A 20,973-nucleotide genomic window follows, 5' to 3' on the forward strand; every position below is an offset into this window, starting at 1 on the left:
TTAGGTGGTCATTTTGAATTGGAATCAGGTGGTTACTTTAAATTGGAATTGGGTGGTCAATATCATTGGAATTTGCAGCATTGTCCCACTGTGTAAAGAAAAGTTTACCAAATTCATCAAACGGAGAATAATTACTGTTATAATAATTATTAACCTTGAACTCAATAAAACGCCTGTTTGTAGAGTTTTCATCAGCTGAATATGGAACTAACCAATTGGTCGTTATTAAAAATTTTGGTGAATTTTCAAATTCCAGCATTTCAGCTTTAGTTCCTTTTCTTTGCCGATTAATTCCTCCTAAAATATTTGTGTATAAACTGTCGTACTTGAAGCCTGCGATTACATCATCAATACAATACAAGCGTATTCCGTTTTCTAAATCTCCAAAAACAAAATCATAATCAGGATTAAATTCTTTACCTCCTTTTAACATTGTTGGTAGTAATTGTTTTAATCCTCCAAAAATTAATGATTTACCACGGCCTCCATTTCGTTTTGTTCCGTCTGCTCCTTCGTCGCTCAATATAATTGCTGGAGAATTAGAAGGGTCTTTGTAATCATGCGCCATGTAACCTATAATTGTTTTTAATACTTCCGAATTATCTCCCCCAATATTGTTGACAAATTTTTCATAATCTCCGATTTCAGTCGTATTTGTAAACACATGATTTTGAATTTTGTGCTTGTAAAAGAAACCCTTCATTGAATCATAAGGGTGAATTTCAATTTTACTGTCTTTATCCATTAAGAAAAAACCATTCCCAAAAGACAAGCCAAATGTATTTTGATTATCTCTGTAAAAATTTAATTTTTCTGACTTAATCAGTGGCAGAGCTTTAAATATGTCGTTTTTGTACTCACGTGAAATAAGAATCTCGACTTCTGAAAAGTTATCATCAGTTTCTATGATGCCTTCAAGTAATAAGATTAATAGATCCGTTTTATAATTAAAGAACTCGACAATATTATTTTTTTTGAGAATTAATTGTATTTTATCGTCCGCGGTAGTTATTCTTACAATACCCGATGCGACTAAATAATTACGAATTAGAACAGCATTTGTTTTAAATTTACCATCATCATCAATGTAGTAAAACAGTTCTTTTGCATCTGAATTATTTTCAGGCACTTCAATTTCTTTAATTCCAAATTCAACTTTATCAAAAACGATTTTATTTACAATTTGAGATTTTAGTAAAATAACTGCATCATGCAAACGCACATAATGTATTACATCGTTTTCCTGAATAAATCTTTCTATGAATATTTTCTCGTATTTTGTTAAATCTTTAAACAATTGTCCTTTTACTAAAAAACGGGCTTCACTTAAAACGAGATAAGCTTTATCCCCATAAACTTTTTTTAATTCTGTAATTATTTCTGTATAATAATAACCTTTTCCTTCTATAGAGTTTGCATTTATAAGTTTAGCAAAATTTATTTTACCTAAAACATCATAAACTTCATGCCTGAAATTTGTCCCTAATTCAATGTCTAAAAATGTTGGGAAGGCTTTTTTTATATCATATTCTTTTATTGAGATTGGTAAAAAGCCACGTAAAACAGATGGTATATTTGTTATGGGATTATATTCACGACTATCAATTGTTTTTACATTAAATAGAAGATCGTCTGCTGATTCGTAAGCACCGTATAATTTTAGTACCATGTAAATCACATAATTTTTGTATGCCTTTTGGTTAAACGGATTGTACGTTTCATTCTTCTTCTTTTTTTCGTCCACTTTCGCGTAATAATTATCTAGTTTTTGGACATCACCTTTAAAATACTTTATATTAAACTTTTTTCCAGTTTTAATATAAGCGCTAACGTATTTTATATAGTCGTTACTTTCAGGCGGATTTTCCTTCAGATAATTATATGAAATGATAAAAAACTTATCTCTTTCTGTATGAAGTATTTCTTTAATCAGTGCATCTTCAAAAGTGAATTTTACCTTTTTACTACCTGATTGTTGATTAATTCTTTTTGTGAATTTTTCTTTCCAGTCATCAATAACGTCGATGGATCTAGAATTTTGTGAGTGTACCATATACTAGACTTTCAAAGGTTTAAGACTCGCTTCAACTTCAGAACGTAAGAATAATATCTTTCCTGATATTCCGAGTGGATTTAAAATACCTTTGCGTTCCCAGTTTAAAATCGTCGTCACATGTACACCTAACATAGTGGCTACTTGATTTCGATTTAGAAATTCTTTTGGAGATTCAGGCTTGAAGTGTTTACCGAAAATCTCTAATTCTTTTTTTACGCTTTCACTAATTCTTTTTTCTAGTTGTTCTAATGAAATTTCATAAAGCTGTATTGCTCTCATAATTAAAATATTTAAATTAAGAGGCAAAAGAATATTAGGGATAAATTAGGGATCCCTAAAAAGTATGATCTAAATCTATTTAGATCTAACTCCTAGATTTATAAGCTGACTTTTTACTTTATCAACTGTTGACTGTGTATTGTAGGGATAGTTTTTACTGTAGCTTGCTTTATTGATTAATGAATTTAAAACTGGTTGCACTGTAGTTTTTTTAACTCCAGTTATCGCAGAGATTACAGTTGCTAAATTATTTATACTTGTAGCGAAACTTGGTTCTTTTCTTAGTAAATCAATTATTCCTAATTCATTAAGGTAAATAATTTTTTGCACTAATGATGTTTCTGATAGATCTTGATCTTCTTGCTCTTTAGATATACTTACACCAATATTTTTAAAAACTGATTGGATAAATTTAATATCGTTGAAACACACTGTACTTTTAGCGGTTGGAACTATCGATAATATATTCACTGCAAGAGTTTCATAATTAAAAGACTGACCTATTGTAAGTGAACTTTTCACGCTTGTACCTAATATGTGAAATAATGAATTTTCGCTGTTTTTGTATTTTTCAGATTTAAGTTTGTCGTCAACAAATTTCGTTAAAACATCAACAGCTTTAGCACAACCTGTTATGAATGTGTTTTCTGCAATTTGTTTTGTTTTTTCAAATCTTAATTGTTCTCTTTGAATTGTTGCCAGAATCTGTCTCTCACGTAATTCAAATGTTAACTCTGTTGTTTTTGCATTTTCAAAAGCTTTAACTATTAACTGTAAATAATTAGGTTCCAATATTGTTTGATTTAAGGTAAGTAGGTCGGTTCAATAATATTACGATAGTGTAGGATCAAATTTTTTATTCCTTAAAAAAACAAACAAGTATGATTGTTATGTAATTTTTGAAATAGTTAAAAAATAAAATAATTCTAAGTTTTTTTTACAGTTTGGCAATCGTTTGGCAACTTTTAAAAACAAAAAACCCAAAACACTAAATATCAATGTTTTGGGTTTTTAAAGTGCGGATAATAGGACTCGAACCCTATGTTTCTTTACATTTCACAAGATTAATTCAACAACATAAATCCCAGCAAAAACAAGACTTTAAACGTTATTTAATTTCATGTGATAAAATTACATAAAACTTAATTAACAAAAAACAGGGTACTTATTGGGGGAATGTCATTTTATTCCTATATTTGATAAAAGGAATAAATTATGGCAACTGGAAACTATAGAATAAAGACAGATAACGATTGGAACTCCATCTATTTTAGATTCAAGCAAGGCGGACTATTCGACATCGAAATATCAACTGGTTTACAATGCCCAAAAGGAAGATGGAGCTCTACGAAACAAGAAATTCTGACAACAAAAGAGGTAAGTTTCAAAGATATTAATGTCAAACTCAAAGAACTTGACACCTATGTTCGTAAAGAGTATGAATGCTCTAAATTAGAAGACGAGACTATCTTAATAAATAGTAAATGGCTCAAGGGAAAGATTGATTTCTTTTTAAACAAAGAAACCAAAGACCTAGAATTAAACGAACGACTCTTTTTAACAAGTTTCATTAATTCTTTCATTGAGGAATCTCGCACAAAGAAAACGCGAACAAACACGCCTGTAAAAAATAGAACCATCCAACATTATACAACTACTCTAAACAAGATTACAGCTTTTGAAAAACATATAGGTAATAAAATAAAGCTTACCGAAATCAATTTGAAGTTTCATTCTAATTTTATTGATTTTTTGGAATCAGTTCAGATTTTAAATCCAAATACTATTGGTGGGTACGTAGACGACATTAAACTTTTTTGCAGAAATGCCGATAACAAAGGATATGAAATCCCTAATGATTATAAATTACAAGAATTTTACAGTCCCACCAATAAGACAAATGATATATACCTCAAAGAGACTGAAATTAATGCAATATTCAGCACTCATTTTGAGCAAGATTCCCTAGACAATGCGCGTGATTGGCTAATAATAGGTTTAAGAACAGGTCTGCGTATATCTGATTTTCTGACATTATCTAAAAAAGACATAATTGATGGGTTTATTCAAATACAAACAAAAAAAACAGACTACCCCGTTATCATTCCTTTACATCAGGAAGTCTTACAAATATTAGCAAAAAGGCATGGGGACTTCCCTAGGAATATAAGTGACCAGAAATTAAATACTTACGTTAAAGAAGTAGCCAAAATTGCAGGACTGAATGAGCAAACAGAGGGGGCAAAAATGTGTAAAACAGAAGTCATGAAAGATGGCAAAAAGACTATAATAAGTAGAAAAAAATTTGGTAAATATCCAAAGCACGAGTTGGTCTCTTCTCACATTTGTAGAAGAACATTCGCTACCCTACTATATGGCAAAATAGACACGCTAACCATTATGAAAATAACAGGACATCAGACCGAGAAACAATTTTTAGGATACATCAAGATCACCCCGAAAGAATATGCTCAAAAACTAAAAGATTACTGGAGAAAAATGGAAGATTAAAGAGTAATACTTTGAAAGTTATTTCTTAATTAATAATCCCAAGCGACTCCATAATTTTCTAAATAAATCAATCTAAAAAGTTATATTTGTTTACACATATAATTTTCATGACAGCAGAACAACTCAAACAATTAGAATCAAGACTTTGGAAAACGGCAGACGATTTAAGAGCAAACAGTAAGCTTACCGCTTCTGAATACAGCTTCCCCGTATTAGGATTGATCTTTTTAAGACATGCCTACAATAGATTTGTAGTTGCCAAACAACTAATAGAAAAAACACTTCCCGTTCACCCTACTCGTGGCGTACGTCCTATAGATAAAAATGACTTTCTTACCGCCAAGGCTATTTTCCTAAACGAAAGTGCCCAATGGAAAACCTTGGTAAACCTCCCAGATAGTGAAGATCTAGGAGAGCACATCAACGAAGCCATGCGTAATATCGAAAACGAATATGACGTGTTGAGCGGAGTCCTTCCTAAGGAATACAACCTTTTTGACAAAGACCTTATACAGCGCCTAATACGCGTATTTAATGACGAATCCTTAGACGATGTGTCTGGTGACGTTTTTGGCCGTATTTACGAGTTCTTTCTGAACAAGTTTGCGATGATAGGAGCGCAGGAAGGTGGTGAATTTTTTACGCCGCCTTCTCTGGTAAACACCATTGTAAAAATTATCCAGCCTAATCACGGGATTGTTGCCGACTTAGCAGTTGGTTCTGCAGGGATGTTTGTACAAACGGCTCACTTCATTGAGGACGAAGAAGGTTTCGACCCCTCGAACAGAGTAACCTTCTACGGACAGGAAAAAGCCGACACCAATACCCGATTGGCCAAAATGAATATGGCGGTTCACGGTTTGGAAGGCAGTATCCTCCAAGGAAATACTTTTTACGAAGACAAGCACGAACTATTAGGGAAATGTGATTTTATCATGGCCAATCCCCCTTTTAACGTAGATGGAATAGATAAAAGCAAAGACAGCGTTAAGAAAGACCCTCGATTACCATTTGGATTACCAAAAAACGATAACGGAAATTACCTCTGGATACAATACTTCTATTCCTGTTTGAATGAGAATGGAAGAGCTGGTTTTGTTATGGCTTCTTCTGCCTCAGATGCGGGACATTCTGAAAAAGACATACGCCAAAAATTAGTAGAAACAGGAGCTGTTGATGTAATGGTTTCTATTGGGAATAAATTTTTCTATACCCGTACATTGCCTTGTACCCTCTGGTTTTTTGATAGAGAAAAAGAAAAAGACACTCATAGAGCCAACCAGACCCTGATGCTTGATTTACGCGACGTATACCGCAAAGTATCCTCCAGTTTGCATGATTTCACGCCAGAACAACATAAAAACATTCAAGCCATTGTGGGTTTGTACCGCGGTGAAAACCAAGTGTTCCATAAAACGTTGGAAAGCTATTTCTCTACCATAAACGAGCAATTAGCCATATTGAAAAATCAAGCTCGAGCTTTATCTAATAGCTTTCATAACGAACTGAACAACTCCATTCAAAAATTGCTGCCAAAGGACTGGATAGTAAAATGGGGAGAAGCTATTGATTTGGAAGACGCCTATTGGACAACACAAGTGGCCGACCACTATGCTGATAACACCCTTTCGTACAGCAATACAGGATTACTGCATACGTTTGCAAAAGAAACAACCGACCATTTCAAGAAAGCCAAGCGAAGCTACAATAACCTTTTGAAAACGGTAAATGCTTTTGTAAAGGAAGCGGGAAAGGAAGATGACCTGCGCAAGAAGAAAGAATGGAAAACAGAGGTCCTAGATAAACTCAAGGAAATAGAATTGGACTTTACCGATTACAGCCAAACCATTGACCAAATCCTCTATTTCAACAAAGAAGCAAATTGGTTGATTAGCCGTTTCCCTGAAGGAAAATACCAAAATATTGCAGGATTGTGCAAGGTCGTTACCAAAGAAGAAATAGCTCAAAACGATTACAGCCTTACTGCGGGACGCTATGTGGGTGTTGCTCCTCAGATTGATGAAGATTTTGACTATGAAGAACGAATGGCAGAAATAAAAGTAGAATTGCAAAGTCTGAACGAAGAAGCCATTACCCTTGCAGAGCAAATTCAGTTAAACTTAAACGACCTAGGATTATGAGTTGGAAAGAATTTGAATTGAAGGATGTAGCAAAATATAGAACAGCTAAAATAGAAACAAATTTACTAAACGAGAAAAATTATATTTCTACAGAAAACATGATTTCTGAAAAAGGAGGCGTTGTAAATTCTTCTTATCCTCCATCAGGGAAAACCACTTCATCTTTTAAGACAGATGACATACTTGTTTCAAACATAAGACCTTATTTTAAGAAAATTTGGTTCGCAAAAAATGATGGCGGATGTTCTAATGATGTAATTGTTTTTAACCCAGAAACAAATAAGGTAATACCTGAATTTCTATATTATCAATTGTCAAAAGATGAGTTTTTTGATTACATGATGTCAGGAGCAAATGGTACAAAAATGCCACGCGGAAACAAAAAAGCAATTCCGAAATTTAAGTTACTAATTCCAAAAACATTCGAAACCCAAAAACACATAGCCAGCATTCTATCCAACTATGATGATCTAATAGAAAACAACCTCAGACGCATCAAGTTATTAGAAGAAACGGCACAAAATATTTACAAAGAATGGTTTGTGAATTTCCGTTTTCCAAATTATGAACATACAGAGTTTGATGTGGAAAGTGGCTTGCCTGTAGGGTGGGAAATGAAAAAACTTTCTGAATTAGTTATACTTACTATGGGGCAGAGTCCAAAATCTGAATTTTATAATGAAAACAAAGAGGGCTTACCTTTTCATCAAGGAGTTACTGGTTATGGCCATAGATTTGTTTCGCATTCTACATATTGTTCAGTTGTAACAAGAATTGCTGAAGAAGGTGATATTTTATTTAGTGTAAGAGCACCTGTTGGCAGGTTGAATATTGCACCTGAAAAATTAATAATTGGACGTGGTTTGTCAGCGATTAGGAACAAGAGAAACTGTCAATCTTTTCAATTGTATCAATTAAAAAATCACTTCTTTCAAGAGGATTTGATTGGAGGTGGAGCAATTTTTAACTCAGTTACTAAAAATGATTTGGAAAATCAACTTATGATTTTACCATTAAATGAAGTTGTAGATGAATTTGAAAGAATTATCAAGCCAATTGATGAGCAAATTTGGAAACTCAATTTGCATAGTCAAAATTTAAAGGAAGCACTAGATATATTGTTGCCAAGATTGATGAATAGAACAATAGAGGTATAGACATGTTTAATACTCTAGAAGAATATTACACTTATCTAAATGAAGATAATTTCTTCAAAACGGATATTGGTTTATCAAGTAATTTAAAGCCTTTACAGGATAAATTAATCTCTGAAGAAGAAAAGAAGAATTGTACTATTGAAATTTGTTTTAACAATTTTAATTTCAAAAAAGGTACTTATGTTCCATTGTTTTCATTGGGTTCTTATTGTTCTCCTGATTTGGAAGCCTTTGATGATTTAGAATACTTAAAGCAAAGGACTTTAAATTGCATCAACCCAAAATTTAAATCTAAGTATTTTCATTTGTTATATCATAAAACGAATGATAAAAGAGATGCTATTGAGGCGATTAATACGTATTTTGATTTATTGGAAAATACCGAATTGGATTTATTTGATAATCTAGAAATTAGAGGTTTTATAAATGTGTTTGATAATTTAATTTATTTGGTAGAAAAAGTTAAGTATAAACAAAATGAAGTTATTCAGTTTGTAAAATATAAAATTCAGCAAGATAAAATTAAAGGATTCAGCTTTTTTCATATTATTGATTTTGTAAGCAACAATATGAAATTAAAAACAGACTCTAAACAGTTCTTTTTTGATGTTGTGGAAGCAGAAATAAGTGCAATAAAGTATCCCGAACATAGAGTAGACTTCATAAAGTTAATTATTGGTTTGGCTCAAAAGATTGGTAAATCGCAGCAGGAATATCAAAATCTATTAGGGGATTACTATTTAGATGAAGCTAAAAAAGAAGGAGAAAGTTTTTATGTTCACAATATCTATTTAGAAGCATTAAATATCTTTAAAAAAGCAGGAAACAAATCTAAACAAGATGAAGTATCTAAATTAATTCAAGATTCAAAAAACTCAATAAAACTAGGCAAGATGGAGACTAAATTTGAAAGTCCGTTTATTGATAAATATTTTAAATCAATGGATAAGCACACAACAGAATTAACTGAAAATAATAGTTCGGATATTGTTTATCAATATATTACAGTAGCGAAAAAAATATTTCCAAAAGCTTCGATATTAGAAGAATTTACCAAACCAACAACGTTTGATCTAGTTACAACAATTACCTTCGATAAAAATAAAAATATAAGTGTGAATAATTCAAAAGGTATCAACTCATATCAAACGTATTTTCAATTATTTAGTAAAGAGCATTTAGAACAAGTTTTTCTAAAAGGGCAATCAAGCGGTAAAATTACTTTTGAAAGTCTTAAAGAATTTTTAGAAAACAACACTTGGTATAATGACGTTAATGTTATAATTAACCCCGATGGAAAAGACTATTCTTTTAAATGGATAGATTTTATTTTGCCACCATTAAAATTGTTTTTTGAGCAGTCAGAAAAGGATTTTGAAAATAATTCACATACTCCAGAAGGTTACATATTGGCAATTGATTCTTTATGTTTAAAATTTGAAGGGGTATTAAGAGATTTTTCAAATAAAATAGGCGCACAAATAATCGAAGGAGACACATCGAAAACAGAAATGCGCGTAAGTTTCGACAATTTATTTGACAATGAAAAGTTTACAAAAATTATTCCTGAGGATGATGTAGCATTTTTCAAGTTTTTGTTTACTTCAAAAGGAATTAATTTAAGAAATAATGTGGCACATAGTTTTTATGCGCCTAAAGATTATTCTGTTTCAATGATTTGGATGTTAATCTGTGCATTTTTGAAATTAGGAAATTTTAAATTTAAGTAATAATTTAAGGCTATAACCTTAGATTATAATAAAATTATTAGGCAATAGCCTTAAAAATAAAACCAAATGGCAAACGATTATTCAGAAGATAAGCTAATAGAGCAAACCTGTATTGATATTTTCAAAAATCAATTGCATTGGGAAATTGCAAATGTGTACCAAGGGGAAACCTTTGGCGAAAACGGCACTATTGGCAGAGCCAGTGAGGCGGATGTCTTACTAAAAAATCGTTTCTATAAAGCTATTAAAAAAATCAATCCTCATTTACCCCAGCAAGCCTATGACATGGCCTATCAAATCATCAATAGCGATGATGCCACCAAGAGTTTGCCAGACCTCAATCAGGAGAAACACAACTTCCTGAAAGAAGGAATTCCTGTTACTTACAAGAATGACAAGGGAGAAATTGTCCGCAATAAGAAAATCAAGGTTTTTGATTTTGATAACGTGGAGGAAAATAATTTTCTTGCCGTACAGCAATTGTGGGTAGAAGGCAAATCTAAAAGAAGAAAACGTCCGGACATAGTAGGTTTTATTAATGGAATTCCGCTATTGTTTGTGGAACTCAAAGCCCATCATAGAAAGATAAAAGTAGCTTTTGAGACCAACTTAAAAGACTACAAACAGACCATCCCTAAAATGTTTCACACTAATGCTTTTATCATTCTAAGCAATGGCCATGAAAGCAAAATAGGAGCCATCACTTCTAAGTTTGAGCATTTCAATGACTGGAAGCGTATCACTGAAGAGCAGGAAGGAATCATAAGTTTAGATTCGATACTCAAAGGGGTTTGCGAGAAAACCAGAATGATAGATTTGTTCGAGAACTTTGTGTTATTCGACAACTCCATTGGCTCCGTGGTGAAATTAATAGCCAGAAACCATCAGTTCATAGGTGTTAATAAAGCCGTAGGACATTTTCAATCCGTACAAGAACAAGCAAAAAAAGGACTTATAACGAAAGAAGACGCACAGAAGCTAGGAGTGTTTTGGCATACTCAGGGAAGCGGAAAAAGCTATTCTATGGTATTCCTTTGCCAGAAGATTTTACGTGCTCTAGGAGGCGGTTACACCTTCCTATTGGTGACAGACAGAAACGAACTAGACACCCAGATATACAACACTTTTACAGGAGTAGGAGCTGTCAAAGATGTCAATGTAAAAGCCACTAGCGGGGAACACCTGAAGCAATTATTAAAAACAGACCAACGCTATATTTTCTCCCTTATACACAAATTCAACTTTGAAGAAACCATAACCGAGAGGGATAACATAATTGTAATCTCAGATGAAGCACATCGTACACAAGGAGGTTCTCTTGCTTTAAATTTACGAAAGGCATTACCCAACGCTTCCTTTATTGGATTTACGGGAACACCACTTTTTAAGGATGATGAATTGACCCGCAGGATTTTTGGTGAATATGTGTCTAAATATGATTTCAAACGCTCTATTGAAGATGGAGCAACCGTTCCCTTATACTATGAAAATAGAGGAGAAAAGTTGCGACTTGACAATCCGATAATCAATGACCAAATAAGAGAAGCCATTGAGCAGGAAGATTTAGACAGTGACCAACAAGACAAACTAAAGAAACTGTTTGCCCGAGAATATCCAATACTTACAGCCGAAAAACGATTGAGAGCCATTGCCAAAGATGTTGTTTCTCATTTTAATGGACGGGGCTATAAAGGAAAAGCCATGTTTGTGGCTATGGATAAAGTGACTGCGGTAAAAATGTATGATTTGATTTCCGAAGAATGGGAAACCTATCTACAGACTCGTAAAAAAGAAATTGATAAAATCGAGGACTTACAGGAACAACTCTCTCAACAACGAGATTGGGACTGGGCAAAAGAAACAGAAATTAGCGTTATAGTAAGCCACGAACAAAACGAAATTGACAAGTTTGAAGGTTGGGGATTAGACATAGAGCCACACCGCTTAAAAATGAATACCCGAGACCTAGAAAAGGAGTTTAAAGAAAAGAATCATCCCTTCCGTATTGCTATTGTTTGCGCCATGTGGATTACTGGATTTGACGTAAAAAGTTTGTCAACTCTTTATCTGGACAAACCGATGAAATCGCATACGTTGATGCAAACTATCGCCAGAGCAAACAGGGTTCATGAGGGCAAAAATAACGGCTTGATAGTCGATTATATAGAAACATACAAAGCTTTACTTGAAGCCTTGGCTATCTACGGAAGCACGGACGGAAAAGGCACTGGCGGAGGCGGCATAGAAGCGCCTGTGAGACCACTGGAGGAGCTAATTGCAGATTTGGAGGAAACAGTACAGGCAACAGAATTATTCCTTCAGGACGAGTGCAAATTCAACATCTCATTAATCACAGAACAAGAAGATAACTTGTACCGTATTAAATACATTCAAGAAGGCTTAAATGCAGTTTGCCAAAAGGATGAAACGAAGAACAAATTTGGAGTTCTCGCACGTGAGGTTTTCAAGAAATACAAAGCCTTGATGCCTGATAATTCCATCTATCAGTATAAAGAAAGACGAGATGCTATCAATGCTGTCTATGCGTTACTGAACGACAAAATTGACGAAGCTGATATCACGCATATCATCTCACAAGTTCAACGTGTGGTGAATGAATCGATTGAAAGTTTAGATGTGCTTTTGGAACAGGCCGAAGGCTACGGTCAAAAGATAGATTTAAGCGGTCTGGACTTTAAGAAAATTGAAGAGGAGTTTCTTAAAATAAAAGACAACAAAAACATAGCTGTTCAGTCACTCAAAGACCGAGTGAATAAAAAATTGAATCGCCTCTTAGACCAGAACCCCCTACGAATCGATTATTACGAGCGCTATCAGGAAATCATCGAAAATTACAACAACGGTAAAGAATACATTACTGTCAAGGAATTGTTTGACCAGTTAATCCTGATGCTTGGTGATTTGTCTGAAGAAGAGAAACGAGCAGAACGAGAAAGTCTTACTGATGACGAACTGACCGTTTTTGATATGCTTAATACAGGAAAGAAAGTAAACGACAAAGAGAGACTAGAAATAAAAGACACCGCCCGAAAACTTCTGAGTAGATTAACAACCAACGAGTTTACCGTCGATCGCTGGGCCGAGAAAGTGCAAACTGCATCCGCTGTAAAAAAAGCAGTCAATGATTACTTATATAGTACACTCCCCCATCCAACATACGGCGATGGCGATATCGTAGTAAAAACAGAAATCCTGTTCAACTACTTCAAAACTAGATATGCCGATTATAGTAGGGTGGCATAATTAAAAAATGTATGGGATTTTCACAAAGAATGGGATTGAAACCTTGCTTCTGACATATGTCCTAAAAACAACAAAAATGTAATGTTATTTTTCACCTATGTCCGAAAAATTGTAAGAATGCCTTACTAAACTAAAAATATGAATAAAGAACAAACTGTTATCGATTTTGCAACTTTTACTCTTATGGATGTTGAGGAATTGATTCAATGGAATATCATAAATTTTTTTGGACAAAAAGATGAACACGACCCTTTTTCTGATAAAAAAATTTTAGAATATGAGGATTTTATAAAAGAAGGTATTCTTACAAGCGAGATAATTTTAAATCAAAATTGTAATCTCGAATTAAAATCAATTTCTGATTTGCTTAGTACTGTAGAAATAAATAATTTATTGAACTATCTAAATGAAAATTTTACAGAGGGTTATCCCGATGGAGACGGTTTTGGTCCGCCAACAAATTTAAAATTTACAACGTCGGATTTATACAGGCTATTTAATAAATATCTTGAATTAAGAAAATATAATCAAAATGTTTTTATAAGTTATTACAAACAAATGCTTCATATTATTGAGTTTGATGCTCAAAAATTTATTGAGATAGAGAAGCATAAAATAATTAATATCGAAAAGACAAAAGATTTATTAAATCTCGATTTATCAACAGAATATATTGAAAACAAAAAAAATGAGTATAAAAGAAAACTTTTTAAAAGCATAGAAAATAATAACTTTCAGTTCAAAGGGTTTTCCGATGAAAAAGGTCTTTATTTTGATTTTAATAAATCATTAATCAGTTATTTAGAATTTCTAAACAAAGAAGACCATTCTAAAATTGTATACACAGTTTTTTATAAGGGATTTGAAAATTCACTTGATTATTTACTATACCAATTTTTGGAGGATAAATTATTTAACACTAAAAACATTGAAAATAACGATTCAACTCCAGACAATAAGGATTTATTAAAAGACTTAAGTCATTTGAAAGAAAAGCATAAAAAATTAGTCGTTTTTTTGAGTACTAAAAATTTTATCGAATCTGAAATAGATGTTATTTTGAATATTCTTGCTAACAATAAATACAGTAATTTAAACAAACGTAATATTTCAGACATAAACCAAATTGAATTTTATAATTTTTGTTATTTGTTTTACATTTTAGAATATTTCGAAGAAAATGAAAACATTGATTTTTCGAAGCTAAAAAACTTTAAATATATTTTAAATTTTGACAAAAAAAATATTTTAAATTACAGTAAAACGGATTACCAAAAGTATTTTAAAGGAATTGATTCTCATACCAAAAAGATAGATAAACTGTATGAAAAAATAGAAAAAGACCTTCAAATAACAAAAGAAAGATTAAAGCCAATTCCATAATTTTTTCATTTTTTAAAATCCCTTTATTTTCCCTTTGTCCCTTTTTTAAGATTTGTAGAATAAATCATAAAACACTACAAATGAACGAACAAAGACTACAACTGATTCAAATATCAGTTACTGATTTAAGAGATTTAATCTCTGACTGCATTGCAGCCGAACTTCAGAAGGTTATGAATTTTACATCACAAGCCCCAAAACCAGAAACAGAAATTCTCACACGAGAACAAACGAAAGACCTTTTAGGTATTTCTTATGTTACGCTCTGGAAGTATAATAGAGACGGTACTTTACAGGCTCGTAAAGTAAAGGGCAAAGTTTTCTATTTACGCCAAGACATTAATAACCTTTTAAACAATGTCGCATAATGGAAAGTGTATTATTAGTACCAGAAATGGCAGAAACAGTAATCAACATCAATATTATTGATTTGGTTGATTCCAATTTAAAAAAGGAAGTAGCATTATTTATTCTAGGCAGCTTTGTCTACGAAACAGCCAATCAGGAAGGAGAGCGCAGATTCAGTAATTTCATTAAAGAAATCCCGAGATTCAACGAGTATTTAAATTACTTACTTGGAAACGGAATGCTTGTGAGAGGAAAATCAAAAGAGACGTATAAATATCATTATGACGTCAGCTGGTCAAGATACTTACAACCATACGATTTTGACAGCATACAAGTGAAAAAAATCATCTCTAAACATTACCCAAATTTGAAGGGTCATTTAGATAATGCATTTGTATTTCTTGAACCAAATTTCAAGATAACATAAACTACAAACGGGCGATTCTGCCCAAAAATTAATCATTTTTTAACCTAAGACAAAAGCGGTGTTTTCCCAACACGTGGCATCGCTTTGTCTTTTTTTTTCTCAACTATGCAAAAAACATATTCCATTTTAGTACCCGAAAACCTCGATTTAGAAGCCAGATTAAAACAGTTTCCCCCAGATTTCAAATACAATATTGATTTTTTTTACTTAATTATACATTTTGTAATTAAAAACCTGGCTTACAAAATTGATAAGAATAAAGAAATTACGACTGAAAAATTATTTATCGGTCTTTCTTCAACAACTTTACAGTCCTTTTGCAGGAATTACAACGAACACATCGATTATCTAATAGAAAATTTTTCGGGAGCAGGACGCATTCTTTGGCGAAGGCCATATACTAAAGGTCACAGTTTTTCTTATAAACTATCCCCGTTTTACGCTAACAAAAAGCTAAAAATTTATACTATTACTGACCAAAATTTGATGAAAAAAATCAAACCTAAATTCGCTTTAAAAATTCAACCTTCAGTCAGGAAACATTATTCCTTCCTCACCAGCTACCTAGACCCAAAAAAAATTACAGTTCAATTGTCTGACGCTTTAAACCACAATGAACGTCTGTACTTAGAAAATTCAGATTACCAAAAATATCTTTTAAACGCTTCAAAAATATTGAAAATGAACAATGGAGAATTCTATATGACACACAAGCCAGAGACTGACGGAAGAATCCATACTTCGCTATCGGGATTCCCTAAAGAGTTCAGAAAATTCTTGCGCTATGAAAATTCCGTTTTGGCCGAAATTGACATTTCCGCATCTGTTCCAACATTTTTATTCTTTATCTTAAGTAATTTAACCAATAACAATTGTCATCTTAATAGTATAATTAATAGTACTAAAACTTATTATAATCATTATATGTTAGTAAAAAAGCGCGTAGCCCTTTGTAGTAAAGAGTTGGAGCAATTTCAAATTCAAATCGGGGAAGGGACCCTATATGAGCGTTTTGTAGACGGGTTTCACACCATCCATTTATTTGATGAAAGGCTAAAACCAGATGAATATTTATTGAGTGCTGTCGAAAAAAAGTTTAACCGCAAATTTGATGGTGATATGGATGATTTAATAAAAGTAGTGAAAACAAATATGCTCTCAATGTTAAACGCAAAGCCCAATACGTTCGTAAACGAAAAAGCAGTTTTTCAATCCTATTTCCCGAAAATGCATTTTTTTATTACGGAGTTAAAAAAGAAAAACCACAGGTTCTATTCCTACCTGACGCTTCAAACCGAAAGCTATTTTATGCTTAACATTGTCGCCCGACAACTGAATAAAGATTTTAGAAAAAAAATTCCATTATTGACTCTTCACGATTGTATCGTAACCACAGAAGATAAAGCAAGTATTGTCAAAACCTTTATGGAAACTACTTTTTTAAAAGAACTAGGCTTTGTTCCGATGCTTAAATCTAAAACATGGGTTTAAGGGGGGGGTTTAATGTCTGTGAGCGTACTGTTACAAGAAAGTATAATCTTACAGGTAAATAATCTTTTACACTCTCAATTATGCTATAATAACAAACCCGCCTAGGTAGCGGGTTTTGTTGTTTAGTGGTCGTGAATGTTGGGTGTTTTATTTCCCTTTAAACAACTCTTCATCTAATCTTGAAAATACAGTACCCATTCTTCTATATTTCATTTTCTTTCCGCTTACACAAAGAGAATACATTCCATTTCCTTTTTGTTCAGAGATATTTAACAATTTTACATCTTTAACCTCGCATTCATTTTCAACTGCAACATGGTTTTTTAAATCCTCTGTTGTTGCGTCGAATTTTTTAAGCCAACTATTTATTCCCTTTTCGCTTTTTGGTTCTACATAATTTGGTTCTAAAGTACAATCGTTTTCAGAAACCACAGTTTTACTTATGTAGTCCCACGTTTTATCACTTTTCAAAACAACTTTTTTTCCGTCTTCTGTCGTTGCAGTTGCGCTTTGAGCTATAGAAATACTCGAAACTATAAATAAGATTGAAATAAATAATTTTTTCATAATTAAAATTTTAAAGTTTATTGTTTTATAAATACAACGCCTGCTGAGGATTCCCATTTAATTTCAGTGTTTGATATTTTACTAAAAGAATAGGTTACTGACTGTCCCATTGGATAATTAATTTTCGCACTGTATGAAGTGCTTGATATTGTCTCTTCAACAGTTACTTTTTCACCTGCTTTTCTAAATGAATCAATTTGTCCTTGTGTACACAGGTCCCCATTTAATATTAGAGTACAAAAATCATTTGAGCTAAATTTAAACCCGAGCCCTTGCCCTTGTAATGCGCCTTCCTGTTTCCATGTTCCTTGAATCCATGTTGGGGGGTTGATATCAGAACTCGAGGTACCGGAGCTATCATCTGAAGATGAACAAGAAAAAATCAAAAGAGCAGTAAAAACATAAAGTAAATTTTTCATAATATATATTTAGGTTTGGTTAATCGCATTTCCATCTGATTTTGCTAATGTATCGATACTAAATGACCGATTTTACAATGTTACTAATATTCAGTATTTGAAAAAGCTCTATATTGAGTCTTTGTAGCAATTTTTTTATAATTGTTAACGAGGATTAAATTAAAAATCACGCCCGTGAATTTAACAAATATAACACTACTAATTAAAAGAAAACATACCCACAATTAGTGATATTTGCTAAAATATTAAGATGTTTTATAAAAACGTTACGGTTTACCTCAATTTGAGTTATTAATATGCCTGCTTGCAAGTAAGTCTCTTAAGAGTATACCACGAATAATGAAAAGCAATGGAAGAAAATTGACTGTCTTTGTTTCTTTAATTATATAGCTACATTCTCGGCTTCAGTTTAATTTTTAAGCCATATGAAATTACCGTTCATCTTTATTTCACTGCTAATCCAATCAATCTCCAATAGTTCAGGGAGTTCTTGATTGATCAAACATGTGATGCTGTTTCCCGCTCCGTGAATAAGCTGCTCAAATGCGACGACAAAATCACGCTCAAAGACAAATCCTTTAGGGATTAAAATGGTATCAATGATCTTCTGCAATTCCCAAGCGGGCTCGTTCATTTCAGTCATGACCAAGAGCTTCCCATTCGTCTTTCCCCATAGGTTGTTTTCTACGGAAAAATCGTTTACCGAGAGCCCATATTTGTTTAGACTGGAAACATTAATGATTAGGTTGGTGAAGGTGATGTCAATTTTATCACTGTCAATAAAATGGATAGCCATAATGATTTGAATTAAGTTAATAATTTACAGAACATCTTGACAATAAAAAAGGGAGTTGAATAGCACTTTATTTTGGCGGGCTGCCCTCATCTTATTTACCACCGTGGACTCTCGTCTCGGTTGGTTTCTTTCTCCCGGAGGGAAAGAATCTTGATGTTTGAAGGGTAAATATAGAATTATTTTTTGGATTTATCGATATGGAACTTAACGTGACCTACCAAATGATGCTTATTCTATGCCTATAGAAGGTCAACTAGAAGGTGTGTTTTTTATCGTACTCGTTCACCTATTTTACTATAGTGCGGACTACTTGTGTTTTTAACACTTTTTAACAAAGGGAATTGCCAGTGCTTTATGCAATATCTAGAATTTTTTTTGCCAAATTTTTTTTAAAATCCCTTTCGTTATCTTCACATAAATGACCTTTAGAATACCCCGGCACCCCGTAGACGAGAATTCTCCACCCCCCCCTATTAAATGTTGAAAAAGAAGTTTATTCCATTAGTTAAATAAAATACGTAGTCGAAGTTTCATTAGGTTAAATAGGTTCATTTACACACACAATTATGAAAGAGGGGATGTATTGGGGGAATACAAAAAGCAAAAAAGACTTAAAAAACTGATTAACAGCTGTTTAAGTCTTAATGTATGTGCGGATAATAGGACTCGAACCTACACGCCTTGCGGCACCAGATCCTAAGTCTGGCATGTCTACCAATTTCACCATATCCGCGTGCAATTGTGGGTGCAAATATAGTCATAAGTTTGAACTTTCAAAACATTTTTTAAAAAAATTTTTAATTCTATTTTTTGTACTTTTGAAACTATAAAAAATTAGTTAATAAATGGAAAATATCAAGTCATACGTACAAGAAAACAAAGACCGTTTTATCAACGAGTTAATAGAATTATTAAAAATGCCATCTGTAAGTGCAGATGCAGCCTACTCGCAAGATGTTATTGAGACTTCTGAAGCGGTAAAAGTAAGTCTGGAAAAAGCAGGTTGTGATTTTGTAGAAATCTGTGAAACTGACGGTTACCCTATTGTTTATGGTGAAAAAATAATTGACAAAAACTTGCCAACGGTATTAGTTTATGGTCATTATGATGTACAGCCGGCAGACCCGATGGAGCTTTGGACTTCTCCCCCATTTGAGCCTGTGATAAAAAAAACCGACATTCATCCGGAAGGAGCCATTTTTGCACGTGGTGCCTGTGATGATAAAGGACAAATGTACATGCACGTAAAAGCATTCGAATACATGATCCAAAGTAATACTTTGCCTTGTAACGTGAAATTCATGATTGAAGGTGAAGAAGAAGTAGGAAGTGTAAACTTAAAAACCTTTGTTGAAAACAACAATGAAAAGCTTAAAAATGATGTGATTTTAATTTCAGACACTGGAATGATCTCAAATCAACAACCTTCTATTACAACAGGTCTTCGCGGATTAAGTTATGTCGAAGTAGAAGTTACAGGACCCAACCGTGATTTACATTCCGGTTTATACGGTGGTGCAGTGGCTAATCCAATCAATATTTTGGCAAAAATGATTGCTTCTCTTCATGACGAAAACAATCATATTACCATTCCTGGATTTTATGACAATGTAGAGGAACTATCTCTTGAAGAAAGAGCCGAAATGGCAAAAGCGCCATTCAGCTTGGAAAAATATAAAAAAGCACTTGACCTGAAAGACGTTTATGGCGAAAAAGGATATGTGACTAACGAAAGAAACTCTATTCGTCCTACATTAGACGTAAACGGAATCTGGGGAGGTTATACTGGTGCAGGAGCAAAAACGGTTATCGCAAGTCAAGCGTTCGCTAAAATCTCCATGCGTTTAGTACCCAACCAAGAATGGGAGCAAATTACTGAGTTATTCACTAAACACTTCATGAGCCTCGCTCCTGCTGGAGTAACCGTAAAAGTTACACCACATCACGGAGGTCAGGGTTATGTAACTCCTATCGACAGCATAGGGTACAAGGCCGCTAACATGGCATATACGGAGACTTTTGGAGTTCCGGCTATTCCAGTTCGTTCTGGCGGAAGTATCCCTATTGTAGCTTTATTCGAAAAAGAATTAAAAAGCAAAACAATCCTAATGGGATTTGGTTTAGATAGCGATGCCATTCACTCGCCAAACGAACATTTCGGAATCTTCAATTACCTTAAAGGAATCGAAACTATTCCGTTGTTTTACAAATATTTTGTAGAGTTGTCTAAATAACATTTCTTAGATACTGAAAGTTCCAGTTTTTTTTAAAAAAGAACAAAACAAAAAAGTATCGAAAATCTTTTTAAAATAAATAATCCGCTCCTCTAGACTGAACCCAAAAGTTTGGACAAATTTATAATTAATTTTGATAATAATGAGCTCGATATTGTATCGGGCTCATT

Annotated in this window: 16 protein-coding genes, 1 tRNA gene and 1 riboswitch; of the genes, 10 read left to right on the forward strand and 7 right to left on the reverse strand. The window is 33.0% G+C overall.

Annotated elements, in window-relative coordinates; all coding sequences use genetic code 11:
* Positions 1-37 precede the first annotated feature (37 nt).
* From QO200_RS18710 to QO200_RS18720, 3 genes are all read right to left on the reverse strand, one after another.
* Entirely contained in the window at positions 38-2,053 is a 2,016-nt protein-coding gene (locus QO200_RS18710; protein ID WP_371543365.1) for a hypothetical protein, read from the reverse strand.
* A 3-nt stretch (positions 2,054-2,056) separates the two neighbouring features.
* Positions 2,057-2,335, reverse strand: a complete 279-nt coding sequence (locus tag QO200_RS18715; protein ID WP_371543368.1) for a helix-turn-helix domain-containing protein — start codon at positions 2,333-2,335, stop codon at positions 2,057-2,059.
* A gap of 75 nt (positions 2,336-2,410) precedes the next feature.
* On the reverse strand, positions 2,411-3,127 hold the full coding sequence (locus QO200_RS18720; protein ID WP_371543370.1) for a hypothetical protein: 717 nt from the start codon (positions 3,125-3,127) through the stop codon (positions 2,411-2,413).
* 423 nt (positions 3,128-3,550) lie between these two features.
* On the opposite strand from QO200_RS18720, the gene QO200_RS18725 reads away from it, so the two are divergent.
* The 9 genes from QO200_RS18725 (at position 3,551) to QO200_RS18765 (ending at position 16,787) form a co-directional block, all read left to right on the forward strand.
* Positions 3,551-4,846 (forward strand): phage integrase SAM-like domain-containing protein, encoded by a 1,296-nt coding sequence (locus QO200_RS18725; RefSeq protein ID WP_371543373.1) that lies wholly within the window; start codon positions 3,551-3,553, stop codon positions 4,844-4,846.
* An 86-nt stretch (positions 4,847-4,932) separates the two neighbouring features.
* Positions 4,933-6,987, forward strand: coding sequence for an N-6 DNA methylase (locus tag QO200_RS18730; protein ID WP_371543376.1), 2,055 nt, complete (start codon positions 4,933-4,935; stop codon positions 6,985-6,987).
* On the forward strand, positions 6,984-8,144 hold the full coding sequence (locus tag QO200_RS18735; RefSeq protein WP_371543379.1) for a restriction endonuclease subunit S: 1,161 nt from the start codon (positions 6,984-6,986) through the stop codon (positions 8,142-8,144). The genes QO200_RS18730 and QO200_RS18735 overlap by 4 nt, the downstream gene beginning before the upstream one ends.
* A 2-nt stretch (positions 8,145-8,146) precedes the next feature.
* Positions 8,147-9,874, forward strand: coding sequence for a DUF4209 domain-containing protein (locus QO200_RS18740; protein ID WP_371543382.1), 1,728 nt, complete (start codon positions 8,147-8,149; stop codon positions 9,872-9,874).
* A gap of 66 nt (positions 9,875-9,940) precedes the next feature.
* Complete coding sequence (locus QO200_RS18745; RefSeq protein ID WP_371543384.1) at positions 9,941-13,138, forward strand: type I restriction endonuclease subunit R; 3,198 nt, start codon at positions 9,941-9,943, stop codon at positions 13,136-13,138.
* Between the two features lie 138 nt (positions 13,139-13,276).
* Complete coding sequence (locus QO200_RS18750) at positions 13,277-14,521, forward strand: hypothetical protein (RefSeq protein WP_371543386.1); 1,245 nt, start codon at positions 13,277-13,279, stop codon at positions 14,519-14,521.
* Positions 14,522-14,601: 80 nt separating this feature from the next.
* Positions 14,602-14,889: a helix-turn-helix transcriptional regulator gene (locus tag QO200_RS18755; RefSeq protein WP_371543388.1), complete on the forward strand. Its 288-nt coding sequence runs from the start codon at positions 14,602-14,604 to the stop codon at positions 14,887-14,889.
* Positions 14,889-15,296 carry a hypothetical protein gene (locus QO200_RS18760; RefSeq protein WP_371543390.1) on the forward strand — a complete coding sequence of 136 codons (408 nt, stop codon included), beginning with the start codon at positions 14,889-14,891 and terminating at the stop codon, positions 15,294-15,296. The genes QO200_RS18755 and QO200_RS18760 overlap by 1 nt, the downstream gene beginning before the upstream one ends.
* Before the next feature lie 105 nt (positions 15,297-15,401).
* Entirely contained in the window at positions 15,402-16,787 is a 1,386-nt protein-coding gene (locus QO200_RS18765; RefSeq protein ID WP_371543392.1) for a hypothetical protein, read from the forward strand.
* A gap of 147 nt (positions 16,788-16,934) precedes the next feature.
* Here QO200_RS18765 and QO200_RS18770 read toward each other — a convergent pair whose 3' ends face one another.
* From QO200_RS18770 to QO200_RS18785, 4 genes are all read right to left on the reverse strand, one after another.
* Entirely contained in the window at positions 16,935-17,354 is a 420-nt protein-coding gene (locus QO200_RS18770; RefSeq protein WP_371543395.1) for a DUF3157 family protein, read from the reverse strand.
* Positions 17,355-17,371: 17 nt separating this feature from the next.
* Complete coding sequence (locus tag QO200_RS18775) at positions 17,372-17,773, reverse strand: hypothetical protein (RefSeq protein ID WP_371543398.1); 402 nt, start codon at positions 17,771-17,773, stop codon at positions 17,372-17,374.
* A 409-nt stretch (positions 17,774-18,182) separates the two neighbouring features.
* Positions 18,183-18,569 carry a hypothetical protein gene (locus QO200_RS18780; protein ID WP_371543401.1) on the reverse strand — a complete coding sequence of 129 codons (387 nt, stop codon included), beginning with the start codon at positions 18,567-18,569 and terminating at the stop codon, positions 18,183-18,185.
* A 58-nt stretch (positions 18,570-18,627) separates the two neighbouring features.
* Positions 18,628-18,731, reverse strand: a riboswitch (SAM-I-IV-variant riboswitch).
* 489 nt (positions 18,732-19,220) lie between these two features.
* A tRNA-Leu gene (locus tag QO200_RS18785) sits at positions 19,221-19,302 on the reverse strand.
* Between the two features lie 112 nt (positions 19,303-19,414).
* Between QO200_RS18785 and QO200_RS18790 the strand changes: the two genes are divergently transcribed.
* On the forward strand, positions 19,415-20,803 hold the full coding sequence (locus QO200_RS18790) for a dipeptidase (protein ID WP_371543403.1): 1,389 nt from the start codon (positions 19,415-19,417) through the stop codon (positions 20,801-20,803).
* Positions 20,804-20,973 lie beyond the last annotated feature (170 nt).

The organism is Flavobacterium sp. Arc3, from assembly GCF_041431375.1.
In the GTDB taxonomy this organism is placed as follows: domain Bacteria; phylum Bacteroidota; class Bacteroidia; order Flavobacteriales; family Flavobacteriaceae; genus Flavobacterium.